This window comes from Paenibacillus sp. BK720 (genome assembly GCF_011761545.1).
Lineage (GTDB): Bacteria > Bacillota > Bacilli > Paenibacillales > Paenibacillaceae > Pristimantibacillus.
Genome location: NZ_JAASRQ010000003.1, coordinates 20,976 through 33,744 on the forward strand (window position 1 = coordinate 20,976; position 12,769 = coordinate 33,744).

Sequence of the window (12,769 nt, forward strand, 5' to 3'; positions counted from 1 at the left end):
TAATCGTTTAAAATAGCCGGTTATCATTATAGCATATTTAAATGAAGAAGGACCCTTGGGCCGTAAAGCCCGAGGGTCCTTCTATATCATTTACTTGAGCGCCATATAATACAAGTTCGTAACGCTGTCTTTAGTAATCGTATGGGCTCCGGCCGCAAGAGCAACCTGCACGATGCCGTTTGTCATGGCGTAGCTTGTTCCGTCAATCTTGATTCTCGTTCCGTCTGCCGTGTTGAATACCAAGGTTAAGGTCGCGGCGGCCGGAGACGTGAACGATATGCTGGTTGCGCTCTCGATTTTCAGGCATTGCGTCAGGGTTAGACCGTTATAGGCTACCGTCCCCTTAGAGGTCGACAGATTGCCTTGGATGGTGAAGAAACCGCTTGCTGTCCCGTCCGTCGTGAAGTTATGGATATGCTCTCCGGCCGCGGGAGTTTCGGTAGGAACCGGCGTGCTTGTTGGCGATGGAGTTGGAGTTGGAGCGGGTGTCGTTGTTGGAGCAGGCGTTGGTGTTGGCGTTGGCGTTGGGGTGGATCCCCCGGAATCGGAATTCCCTCCAATGGATACAAGCCGGGAAGAATAGCTTCTTATTTGAGACATGAGCGCTTCATTAATGGTATAGGAGGCATCGTCCACCGAGTCGTTAAAAGTCCAGGAGAAGTCTCCGCCATTGAGCCTTCCGGCTTCTGCCGCAACAATCCGCTCAACGTCGCTTGCTCTGTCAACGTCGGCGGCGTCAACGCCCGTATCGACGCTGGTATCGAAATTATTGTAGGCAGTTCCGCCAACCAATGCTTTGTAAGAGCCGGGAACGGCTTCGTTTCTCGACGAAGCTAAGTACGCATCGAACGAAGTGGCGTTAGCCGGCGCGGTTCCGGCATTGGAGTTGGCATAGATAAGGCTGGCCGCGTCCACAACAACGTTGTCATAGGCTTTAATCATGCCGCCGCTCTCGCCCGAGAACGTACCTTCGCCTAATGCATCGGTTCCTTGCAGGGAGCTCATCATCGGATCTTTGGTATGTCTGAAGGAATTGGATTCCACGAAAGCGGAAGCTCCGGTGGTGACGCCAACCCCGTATTTGGACACTCCGTCATAGAAGTTGTTATAGATATGAGCGGAGGCCACCCGGATTCGCGGATGACGGGAGTCGGAATGGTCGAACCAGTTATGGTGGAAGGTGACGAAAAACTCGGAGGATTCGCTTAGGCCAACAAGAGCCGCTTTTCCGGAATCCCAGTAATGATTGTAGGAGACGGTAATGTAGGTAGAGCCTTTCTTGAGGTCGGTGGAGCCGTCGCCCTTGGCTTGATCCGCATCGCCGCCGGCCGTTCCGTAGAAAATATCGTTGTTATGAACCCATACGTTGACGTTGCCCGTATCCATGGAGATGCCGTCATCCGGAAATAACATGACGCCGAGGTTTCTGACTTCCACGTTGCCGGCGTAACGGAGCAGCAATCCCCAGCCATAGGCATACGCATCAGTGCCGATACCTTCAATGGTCATGTTCATTTCGGCGTAATTGCTCTTCCCTTTTACCTCGAGATAGCCGCTGCTGTTCAGCTGCCCGCTCAAGTCCTCCTCCGTAACCTTGCCGATCAATCGGATGGCGAGCGGGGTCTTGTCGTAGCCTTTTTGCCGGAGTGTCATAATTTGGCCAAGGCCAACAGCGGTTTGCAGCGTTCCTGAACTATCGATTTTCACGTCAAGCGTGACGGTTTGAGCCGTATCAGGCGTCACGTAAATCACTTGGGCACCGGGCTTCAGAATCCCGTTGTCGGCATAAGCCCCCGAACCCGAGCCGTATGGGGAGTCGGACGAAAAAGCAAAGCCCGACCGGTCATAAGCCGTTACGTTTAACGGTCCGGTAACAACCGACTCGCGGGAGCCTCCGGAGAGAAGCGCCTCCACCTTCAAGACATAACTGCCGGCAGCGAGACCAACCGCATCCGCCCGCCAGTTGGAAGGATATTTGCGGATCAATTCGTTGTCGAGCTGCTGGTACTGGGAGTCTGCCGCGCTTGTCGGCTTCACATAAACGTTATAGCCTAGCGCATTGCTTACGGGCGACCACTCGGCGTAGGCGGTCTCGTTCGAGCCTCCGCTGCCCGTGACGGCAAGCCCCGCTGCATGCAGCGTTGGATTAGGCAATCCCACTCCCAATAGGGATAAGGTAAGAACAATCGCCAGGGCGAAGCCTGTTAGGCTTGTTATTCTTTTCTTCATAGTAGTCCCTCCACCTTCGTTCTAATTGGAACCGCTTGCAAATCGTAGCAAAGCCTCGCTAGACACCTCCTTCGCTATTCGGATGCTTAAGAGCCGTGAAACATCCACAGCATAACAAGCCCAGGAGCGGTTCCGAAACAATCATTTGCACATATCGCCCGGCGTTCGCGGCGTTTTCTGAGCTAATGATTATAAGCCGGGATGAAGACACCACAAAAAAAGCAGCCAGGCTTCAAGGCCTGACTGCTTGAGTCTTACTTCCGTTCTGTAGCGAAGTATAGCAGAGCAAGGATAGGAAATGCGATTCCCAGCCATAATGCCGCGCTCCATCCGCCCGCCGCGTAAGCCCATCCTCCGGCGGCCGATCCGATCGCTCCGCCAAAGAAGAAGATCGCCATAAACAATCCGTTAAGCCTGCTGCGGATATCCGCTCCCAGCGAGAAGATCGAGCGTTGGCTGAGGACGAGATTGGCCGATACTCCGGCGTCGAGCAGAATGGCGGCAATAACGAGAACCGCAACGCCGAGTGGAGAGTCGGTTTGTATGAGAAGAGGCAGAAGCACCGAGACGATAGCGGTTATAAGAGCGATTGCGGTAGCCGGTCTGGTCCAGCCGCGGTCTGCCAGACGGCCGGCGAGCGGCGCAGCAACGGCGCCCGCAACCCCAACCAGCGCATAGAGGGCAATCGCTGTCTGCGAGAAATGAAATTTTGGGCCGGCCAACAGCTGAGGCACCGTAGTCCAGAACAAGCTGAACGCCGCAAACAGCGTTGCGTGATAAAAAGCTCGGCGGCGTAAAATCGGTGTAGTCCGCAGCAATCTCCACATGGAACCAAGCAGCGCCGTATAGCTCGTGGCTGCCGTTGGTTTTCTGACCGGCAGTACTTTAGCCAGTACAATGGCTAGAATAACAATCACTACGGCGGAAATCGCAAAGATGGCATGCCAGCCGAGCAAATCCGCAACAAGGCTGGATAAAGGCCGTGCGAGCATAATGCCAAGAAGAAGCCCGCTCATCACATTCCCGACGACGCGTCCGCGTGAAGCATCGGATGCAAGATAAGAAGCGAACGGTACGAGTACTTGGGCGGCAACCGAACCTAAGCCAATGACGAGAGTAGCGGCCAGGAAAAGAAACGGCTGCTTCGCCATCGCCGCGGTGGCCAGCGCGACAGCGGTTAGGAGCAAGGCGGTGAAAACCAGCTTGCGATTTTCCACGATGTCACCCATCGGTACGATAAACAGGAGTCCCACAACGTAGCCGATCTGAGTCAGGGTTACAATCAGGCCGGCGCTGCCGGCGGACAGGCCAATGGAGGAGCTGATTAACCCGACCAAGGGCTGCGCATAGTACAGATTAGCAGCAATAATGCCGCATGCCGTTGCCAGTAGTATCGTTAACCAGGCCGGAATATTTTTTTCGCGCGGTTGCTGATTTGAAGCTTCCATAAAGACCACTCCCTATTTGGTTTCACTTTTGTGCGAATCAATTACTATACGTAACGTTCACTAATTAATAGCTAAATAATATACTGAACGTATCGTTTTGTAAATAGGCAATTTTCGTTTTCTTTGATCTTTGTTTTTAGTATACTAAACGTATCGTTTTTATTTATTCGGTGCGTGCACATTCAGATGAAAGGGATGGTTCAAGTGGAAGCAAAAAGAGGGCGGCCGCGTAATATGGAAACGCACAAGGCGATCCTTACCGCTTCATATGATCTATTATTGGAAAGCGGCTTCGAAACGGTCACCGTAGAGAAAATCGCTGAACGAGCGAAGGTAAGCAAAGCTACGATTTATAAATGGTGGCCGAACAAGGCGGCCGTAGTCATGGACGGGTTCCTGTTTGCTGCCGCAGCAAGGCTTCCCGTACCCGACACGGGCGTCGCGTTCAATGATATAGTTATCCATGCTTCAGATTTGGTGCGTTTCCTAACAAGTCCTGAGGGAAGAATTATTAAGGATTTAATCGGCGGCGGACAATTTGATGCAGGACTGTCAGAGGCTATTCGCACCCGGTATGTTGAGCCCCGCCGTCAAGAGGCAGGAACCCTGCTCGCGAGGGGAGTGGAGCGCGGCGAATTAAATAATAAGCAGGATATCTCTTTAGGAATTGACATGATTTACGGGCCGATCTTTTATCGCTTGCTGATGACGGGCGGCACGTTGGACGATTCTTATGTAAAGCAGCTCGTGACAAATGTTTTTGAAGGAATCGGTTCGAACTGAAGTGTTTGTCTGAAGACGTGTTATAATGAAGTATCCGATCAATTAAGAAGCGAGAGAGGAAACGGCATATGAATGCATTTGAAGACTGGAACCAGAAATTAAAAAGAGATTTTAACGCAACGAGCAATCTCGTTGTATTTACTGTCGCGGAAGCAGGCAAGTTACTAGGTCTCTCCAAAGATCAAATGAAAGTTTTCGTGGATAAAAACCAGTTAACCAAAGTTCCCATCATGAGAAATGTTCATAGATACCTGTTATTAAAGAGTGAAATCGATCAGATCGTAGCGAATCGGGCTGCTTTATAACAACAGAAGGACCCTCAGGCTCATTTAGTTTAGCCCGAGGGTCCTTCTGTTATTACGGCTTATTTAATCCGGGTTTCTCCGTCATACGATGCGATAACGCCATACAGATCCGGACGGCGGTCGCGGAAGATGCCCCACTCGATGCGCTGCGATTCCAGCTGGTCGAGATCGAATTCGGCAACGAGCACGCCATGCTCGTCGCGGCCGGCTTCGGCAATCAGATTGCCTTGAGGACCGGCAATGAACGACGAGCCGTAGAAGGTAATCGACGAGTCTTCGTCGACCTCTTCGCCGATACGGTTGGACGCGATAACCGGCATCAGATTGCAGGCCGCGTGGCCTCTCATGCACATTTGCCAATGATCCTTCGAGTCGATGCTGCCATCTTGCGGCTCCGAACCGATAGCGGTCGGGTAGAAGAGCAGTTCCGCGCCCATCAGCGCCATGCTGCGCGCCGCTTCCGGATACCATTGATCCCAGCATACGCCAACGCCAATCTTGGCGTATTTCGTTTTCCATACTTTAAAGCCCGTATCGCCCGGATTAAAGTAGAATTTCTCCTCATAACCGGGACCGTCGGGAATATGGCTCTTGCGGTATTTGCCGAGCACTTCACCGTCGGCGTCAATAACGGCAAGGGAGTTGTAGCGTGCCCAGTTCTTCTTCTCGTAGAAGCTGATTGGAAGCACGACGCCAAGCTCCTTGGCGATGCCGCGGAAGTGGTTGACCGCTTTGTTCTCCTCCAGCTCGGTTGCGTAGACGTAGTAGTCCGCTTTTTCCTTCTGGCAGAAGTATGGCGTCTCGAACAGCTCCTGAAGCAGAATAATTTGCGCGCCTTGCGCTGCCGCTTCTCGCACTAGTGCCTCGGCTTTACGGATGTTCTCTTCTATATTCGATGTGCAGCTCATCTGCGTGGCTGCTACTTTGACCGTTCTCATGGATTTGCATGCCTCCTTAAAAGTTTTGCGAAGCAAAACCTGCTTCGTAAGCTTTAGTAATAGCGTATATTAAGCCCGGCGAGCAGGCATCTGTTGCGTTGTGCAGTGTACGTTGCCGCCTTCGCGGATAACCGCCATGCCGTCGATCGGACGAATGCGGCGATCAGGGAACGCAGCCTGCAGGGTTTCAATTGCTTTGCGGTCGGCTTCCTCAGCCGCGCCGCCGAATACCGGCAAAATAATGCCGCCGTTCACGAAATAGAAGTTCAGGTAGCTCAGCGTCAAACGAGTGTCCTCGTATGCCGCGTAAGGAGGCTGACCAATCTCGATAATCTCGAGCTTGCGCCCTTTTGCATCCACCGCTTCGCTTAGAATACGGCGATTTTCCTCTGTGATCGCGTAGTTCTCGTCGGAAGGATCGTCGCAAACCTGGAGAATCACCTTGCCCGGCGCCGCGAAGCAAGCGATGTTGTCGACGTGGCCGTCGGTCTCGTCGCCGCTCAGGCCGCGCTTCAGCCATACGATCGTATCCACGTTAACGAATTCTTTGACGTAGCCTTCGATTTGCTCGCGGCTGAGCTCCGGATTGCGGTTCGTGTTAAGCAGGCATTCCTCGGTGGTCAGAAGCGTGCCTTCGCCGTCCGTATGGATAGATCCGCCTTCCATGACGAGCGGGGCATCGAATTGCTTCACGTCAACATGCTTCAAAATTTGCGGCGCGACGGCATCGTCCAAGTCCCATGGCGAATATTTGCCGCCCCAAGCGTTGAACTTCCAGTTCACGCCGGCCAGCTCGCCGTCCGGATTCACGACAAACGTTGGGCCGTTGTCGCGCAGCCAAGCATCGTTATGCTCGATGGGCAGGCATTCCACGGCATCGTTGCCTGCGAACAGGGCGCTGACCTTCTCCAGGTCCGCCGGGTTCACTACAACCGTAATCGGTTCGAATTCCGCGATCGCGGTAACAAGCTCGGCATAACCCGCGCTTACCTGCTCGTAATGCTCCGGATAGACCATCGAGGCTTGTACCGGCCAGGAGATAAAGGTGCGTTCATGCGCCGTCCATTCGGCCGGCATTGTATAGTTCAATTGTTTAGGATTCATATTAGGTAATATTCCTCTCTTATCGCGATCACAATGTGTCCTTTAGCGGGCTTAAGCCGCCTAAACCTCTCTTATCATATAACAAAAAGGTTGACAGCTCAATTACGGTGTTTATCCAGTTTTTTAGCTGAATTTTCCGTAATGCTGCCGGATAAAGACCTGCGGCGCGGCTTACACGATGTCCAAGCATGCCGTTATCGGTTGATGATATCGCAAGCACCGCTCTGTTCCTCGCATAAGCATCATTAAGAAGACCCCCAAGCATGTGGCTTAAGGGTCTACTTGTTGTTCCCAGGCTATTCCTGGCGGGCTGCATGCCAGGCCAATTGGTCTTGCTCATCAATCAGGTCGCCAACGGATGGCAGGATGAGTCCGGCGTAAGGAGCGAGCTCTTCCCGCTCGCTTGTGCCGGATAGAACGCCAATGGCAAGTCCGGCCTCCGAGTTTTGGGCGAACCTCATATCGGTTAACGTATCGCCGGCAACGGCGACTTCGCTCGGGTGCAATCCGGTTAAGGCGCAAAATTCGTTCATCATGACGGGACTTGGCTTTTTCTCGTAACGGTCCGAGGTGCCAATGAAATCAAAGTAGTGCGCAATCCCATATTTGTTCAGGAAGAAGAGGGTCGATTCATGGTCATCGGCCGTAGCGATTCCCAGCTTCAACCCTTTATCCTTCAGCCGCGGCAGCAGGGTTGCCAAATCCGCCGTAGGCAGAAGCTGGTCGCGATGAGCTTGGGTAAGCCGGTAAATTTCGTCCGTCATCCATTCATGAAGCCCTGCGGTTTGTTCCGGCCCGAAACCATACGCCGCAAGAACCTTCAAGTAAGCCCCGGAAATATCCGCGGTTGTACCCCCAGCCAGATACCCCGTCGAATCTACCTTCCCGTTCTCGCCGAGACCAATCGACTCGAGCAGTCTTGCCTTTAAACCGGATGTTGGCTCATTCACATTCATATTAGATAACAAGTGATCCGTTAATTCCTCCGCGATCGGAACCCAGAACGAATGGAATTGAATCAAGGTTCCATCCTTATCAAACAAAACTCCCTTAACCGGAAAATCGGACATCATATCCCTCACTTTTTCTTGTTGTTATTATTGGCCACGCAAATCATTCCTCAACAGAGGAACGGTCTGATCGACGGGAAGAACGATATTTATCGGGGGAGGGGAGAAGTAAATCCGAAGCATCAGGTGCTATCGGGGCTTACGGGGTGGAGTAGCGTGCATCAGGATAAAGGCGTAACAGGGCTCTCTTGAGCTAGCTGTTTACGCTGGAAAGCCCAACCATGCGCGGTTGGGCCTTTAGTTAGGCGTAAGCTTATTTCGCGTTCTCGTCCGGCTGATGGATGCCGATTACATTGCCTTCGGTATCGATGTAATAGCCTTGCCAAGCCATGCCCGGCAGCGCGTATTTCGGCAGGGCTACCTGGCCGCCAAGACGAAGGATTTTGGCTTCCGTCGCATCGTAATCTTCCACGCCCATCGTGCATGCAAAGCCGCTTACCGGTTGTCCCGGCTGCGGGGGAGGACCCATGCGCTTCATCAGCGCCCCGTTGATCCCCATCGCATTGGCATCGCCCGTCGTAGCTCCGAAATAAGGCACGCCTGCGTATTCGCTCCAATCCTCGAATGTCCAGCCGAATACCTCACCGTAAAACTTCTTTGCACGCTCCATGTCGTCGACATGAACTTCGAAATGAACGACTCTTCCCATGATAACCCTCCCAAATTTGGACTTCCTAACTTTTTCTTCCCATAGCGTTGCCGTTCCTGCTTGAGATAAACCGTTTACGGAAATTATAATGTATCGAAACCATTCCTTAGGCAGCGGAGGGACAAGATGAAAGAGAATAACGCGGAGAAAACGATTACGCTTGGCATGGGCTGCTACTGGAGCCCGGAAGCCTTGTTTGGCGCGGTTCCCGGCGTGATCCGGACACGCGTCGGTTTTGCCGGAGGGACAACGGAAGAACCGTCCTACCGGAGCATGGGCGATCATACCGAAACGGTTGAGCTGCAGTTCGACCCTGCCCTTGTTTCCTATGACGAGCTGCTGGAGCTTTTCTGGAACAACCATAATCCCTATAACATAAACGGTTATAAGGATAGGCAATATCAGTCCCTGCTGCTCTATCGGGATAACGAACAGGCGGAGGCTTTCCGGCGGATAAAGAGCCGTATGGAGGACGGGAAGAGCATTTTGGATACGGAGCTGGCGCCTTTCCGGGCTTTTTATCCCGCTGAATCCCGGCATCAAAAATATTATTTGAAGAGGTTCCCGGATGCCGTGGAGAAGCTCATGTCTCTTTATCCGTCAGAGGAGGAGCTGGAGAGATCCACTTTGGCCGCAAGGCTGAACGGAGTGGCGAAGGGGTTCCTCAATCTGGAGCGTCTGCAAAACGAGATGAAGGGGTGGCCGTTAGGCGAAAACGAGCGGAAAGAGATGCTCTCCTTGATTCGACAAATTCGCTGGTAAGTAGTTCTTCCTTCACAAATGTTATGACATGTTATATTATTTATAAGTAGTCTAAAGGATTTAATTAAATATGATATATTGACATAATATTAGTATGACTTTATATTAATAGGTGACTGAAGCCGATCGTATACCCGCATGCGAATCGGCTTTTCTTTTGCCAATTCATATTTTTTCAGGAGGGATGTTTGTGACCGGTAAGACAAGAAGAAGGTCAAAGCTTATCGTATTGCCAATTGCTCTAGCTCTCTCTGTTAGTCCCTTGATTCCAAACGGAACACCCCGTGCCCATGCCTTTGAGGCAGCGGATGCGAAGACCGCGATCGAAGCCTACAATAACGCGTTCTGGGATGCTAGTGCGAAGTACTTCTGGAAAACCTCCAAGCATGACGGGTATCAGGACTTTTGGGTGGAGGCCGAGCTGTGGGAGCTGGTGATGGATGCTTACCAGGAGGCAACGGATCCGGAGCTGAAGGCGAAGCTGCGCACTCAGATTGACGATGTGTTCGACGGGGCGGTAGCGAAGTATGGCCAGGACTGGACGAATAATACGTTTAACGACGACATTATGTGGTGGGCGATGGCGAGCACAAGAGCCTACCAGATTACGAATGATGCGAAGTACCTCGAACGGGCGGAATATTACTTTAATTACGTCTATGATACGCAATGGGATGATGAATTTGCGGGCGGCGGCATCTGGTGGAAGAGCGATGACCGCACGACGAAAAACGCCTGCATAAACTTCCCGGCTGCCGAAGCCGCGGTATTCCTGTATAACGCGACCGGGAATGCCGACTACCTGGATGCCGCTTCAAAGATCTACCGTTGGGGCAAAACGATGCTCACGGACGGCAACGGCAAAGTATTCGACCGGATTGAAACGCAAAACGGCCCGATCCAAGGCGCGACTCACTATAATCAGGGCACGTTTATCGGGGCGGCCGTGGGTCTCTATCAGATTACGGGAGACGAGGTTTATTTGGACGATGCGCTCAAGGGGGCAACCTTTACCAAGGAGCAGCTGGTGGATTCGAACGGACTGCTGCGTTACGAAGGTCCCAACGGAGACTTGAAGGGCGGCAAGACCATTCTCGTCCGTAACCTCGGCTACCTGCAGAAGGCAGTGAATGCCAGCAGCGAGAGCAAGTACAAGACCTTCGCTGAAGGCTATAACGAGTGGCTGGCGTTTAATACGGATATGGCGTGGAACAATCGCAATGCGGCCAATCTGGTCGACAGCAACTGGGCGGGCCAGCAGTTATCCGGTACCTTCGAGTCGTGGAGCTCGGCAGCGGCCGTGCAAGCGCTGACCTCTTTGGAGCCGCTGGATGCGGAGCACCTGGAGTATGCCGTTAAAAATCCGTATAACAAGGTCGAGGCGGAAAGCTTCAATATCGTAAACGGGCCGGGCATGGAGGGCAGCATCGAAGGCTCGCTGCAATTAGGCGGTATTCAGGACGGCTATTATGCGGCTTACAAAAACGTGGATTTTGGCTCGGGACAAGGTGCAAGCGGTTTCATTGCGAGGGCATCAAGCGGCACGGGCGGCGGTCGGATCGAGGTTAGGCTGGATGCTTTGGACGGTCCGAAGGCAGGAACCTTGAACGTTGAGGGCACCGGAGGCTGGAATAACTTTATGGATGCCGTTACGCTGCTGAAGGATGACCAGGGGAATACGAGCCATGTGACCGGCAAACACGATGTATATCTGTTGTTTAAGAAAACCAATGACTCGTATCTGTTTAACCTGAACTGGTTCAAGTTTACGAAGACCGATCCAACGAAGACGGATGCTTACGCGAAATTGCAGGCCGAGAATTTTGCAAGCAGCGACGGACTCAGCGTTAATTCCTCCGGACAATTTGCGGACGGCATTCATAATAATGCTTTCGCGTCTTATAAGGACATTGATTTTGGCTCGGGAGCCGCCGGCGTTACGGTACATGTCGCGAGCGGCAATAAAGGCGGATCCATTGAAGTGAAGCTGGACAGCCTTGACGGTCCGACGGCCGGCATGATCGAGGTTCCTGCCATGGGCAGCTGGAATAATTGGGTGGACGTAACCTCCATCATCGATGATTCGCTGGCTGTTGGCGTTCACGATGTGTACCTTATTTTCCATGGGGCGGATGGCAGCGACTATCCTTGCAACCTTGATTGGTTCACCTTCTCGCAGATCAAAGGCACGGCTAGAGATGCCTACGGCAAGCTGGAGGCTGAAAATTTCACGAACAGCGTCAACGTGGGTACGGAAAACGGCGGCAACCAGACTTATCTGGCTGGCGTATACGGCCCGAATAATCCATACGCGATGTACAATTATGTTGATTTTGGCGATGCCGGCCCAACGCAGTTCCACGTTCAGGCGGCAAGCGCAACAAGCGGCGGAACCATTGAGGCCAGAATTGACGGCATTAACGGGCCTGTCATTGCTACAGCTGAGGTAAGCGGCACGGGCGGATGGCAGACGTTCCAGGTGTTTGACGGAACGATTAAGGCTGCGGCTCCGGTTACGGGCAAGCATCTGGTCTACCTTTTGTTCAAGGGGAATGACTGGCTGTACAACTTCGACAAGTTTACCTTTGGCGACTCCTCCGTCTTCACCGCGCCAACCCTGCCGCCAGATCCGGTAGATGACGGGGTTCCGCCGGGAGAGGTCGAGAATGTCCGGTTCACGCGCGATAATAGCAAGCTGACCGTGCATTGGGATGGTCCTTACGCGGTGGATGGAGATGTGGTGCGGCTTAAGCTGCTTCACAATGGCCAGCAGGTTGGCGACGCCGCTGAAGTGAAGCGGGGTATTCAGTCGGCTGTGCTAAGCGGAATCGAAGCGGACCAAAGCTATACGCTTGTCATTAGCGCTGCGGATAAGTCGGGCAACGTGTCGGCGGGTATTACGGTGGAGATCCCGGCGGTGCCAGTCTATTCTCTGACAGCTAACGGATCGAAGCTTGAGGAAGGCGCCGTGCTTGAGGATGATGCTTTCTTGAGCTTTCAGGCCGGGGACGGCAAGACGGCGATCCGTTCGGCCAGCCTTGCTTTTGACGGCAAAACGTATGACGGAACCAAGCTTAGCATTGAGCTCGCCGGTCATTTGGGAGCGAAGGCGGTTGTTATAGCCGTCGAGGATGCTGCAGGAAACAAGCTGCAGAAGACGGTTCGCATTCAGGTGAAGACGAGTACCGGAAGCATGAGCAAGCTGGTTGACCGGTACAAGGCCTCGGGTGAGGTCGGCAAGTCTCTGGCATCCCAGCTTTCGGCGAGTCTGAAGCAGGCGCAGCATCACCTGGACAAAGGACATCGGGATCAGGCGATCAAGCAGATGCAGGACTTCATCAAGCAGCTGGATAAGGCGAAAAGCGGCGACCTGAAAGCGCAAGCCAAAGCCGTATTAAATGCCGATGCGGAAGCGCTGATTGCGGATTGGGTGAAGTAGGGAGCGAGGGGGTTAAGACCCCTTAGGGACCTTAACGTGTTA

General features: G+C 53.0%; 10 protein-coding genes. 4 read left to right on the plus strand and 6 right to left on the minus strand.

Annotated elements, in window-relative coordinates; all coding sequences use genetic code 11:
* Positions 1-90: 90 nt before the first annotated feature.
* The gene (locus FHT67_RS12170; protein ID WP_167198466.1) at positions 91-2,229 is read right to left on the minus strand and encodes a pectate lyase family protein; all 2,139 of its coding nucleotides are present in this window, start codon (positions 2,227-2,229) and stop codon (positions 91-93) included.
* Positions 2,230-2,483: 254 nt separating this feature from the next.
* A complete protein-coding gene (locus FHT67_RS12175) occupies positions 2,484-3,677 on the minus strand; it encodes an MFS transporter (RefSeq protein ID WP_167198468.1) in 1,194 nt (397 codons plus the stop codon).
* 195 nt (positions 3,678-3,872) lie between these two features.
* Here FHT67_RS12175 and FHT67_RS12180 point away from each other — a divergent pair, with 195 nt between their 5' ends.
* Both FHT67_RS12180 and FHT67_RS12185 read left to right on the plus strand, forming a co-directional pair.
* Positions 3,873-4,460 carry a TetR/AcrR family transcriptional regulator gene (locus FHT67_RS12180; RefSeq protein WP_167198471.1) on the plus strand — a complete coding sequence of 196 codons (588 nt, stop codon included), beginning with the start codon at positions 3,873-3,875 and terminating at the stop codon, positions 4,458-4,460.
* Positions 4,461-4,528: 68 nt separating this feature from the next.
* Entirely contained in the window at positions 4,529-4,765 is a 237-nt protein-coding gene (locus FHT67_RS12185) for a DNA-binding protein (RefSeq protein ID WP_132313447.1), read from the plus strand.
* Positions 4,766-4,824: 59 nt separating this feature from the next.
* On the opposite strand, the gene aguB is transcribed toward FHT67_RS12185, so the two are convergent.
* The 4 genes from aguB to FHT67_RS12210 all read right to left on the minus strand — a co-directional run bounded on the left by aguB (position 4,825) and on the right by FHT67_RS12210 (position 8,526).
* A complete protein-coding gene (gene aguB, locus FHT67_RS12190) occupies positions 4,825-5,703 on the minus strand; it encodes an N-carbamoylputrescine amidase (RefSeq protein ID WP_132313445.1) in 879 nt (292 codons plus the stop codon).
* A gap of 69 nt (positions 5,704-5,772) precedes the next feature.
* Entirely contained in the window at positions 5,773-6,807 is a 1,035-nt protein-coding gene (locus FHT67_RS12195; protein ID WP_167198474.1) for an agmatine deiminase family protein, read from the minus strand.
* Positions 6,808-7,103: 296 nt separating this feature from the next.
* Entirely contained in the window at positions 7,104-7,880 is a 777-nt protein-coding gene (locus FHT67_RS12200) for an HAD family hydrolase (protein WP_243867179.1), read from the minus strand.
* A 250-nt stretch (positions 7,881-8,130) separates the two neighbouring features.
* Complete coding sequence (locus tag FHT67_RS12210; RefSeq protein ID WP_132313440.1) at positions 8,131-8,526, minus strand: VOC family protein; 396 nt, start codon at positions 8,524-8,526, stop codon at positions 8,131-8,133.
* A gap of 126 nt (positions 8,527-8,652) precedes the next feature.
* On the opposite strand from FHT67_RS12210, the gene FHT67_RS12215 reads away from it, so the two are divergent.
* Positions 8,653-9,288 carry a peptide-methionine (S)-S-oxide reductase MsrA gene (locus FHT67_RS12215; RefSeq protein ID WP_167198476.1) on the plus strand — a complete coding sequence of 212 codons (636 nt, stop codon included), beginning with the start codon at positions 8,653-8,655 and terminating at the stop codon, positions 9,286-9,288.
* 184 nt (positions 9,289-9,472) lie between these two features.
* On the plus strand, positions 9,473-12,727 hold the full coding sequence (locus tag FHT67_RS12220) for a carbohydrate-binding protein (RefSeq protein WP_167198479.1): 3,255 nt from the start codon (positions 9,473-9,475) through the stop codon (positions 12,725-12,727).
* Positions 12,728-12,769: the final 42 nt, after the last annotated feature.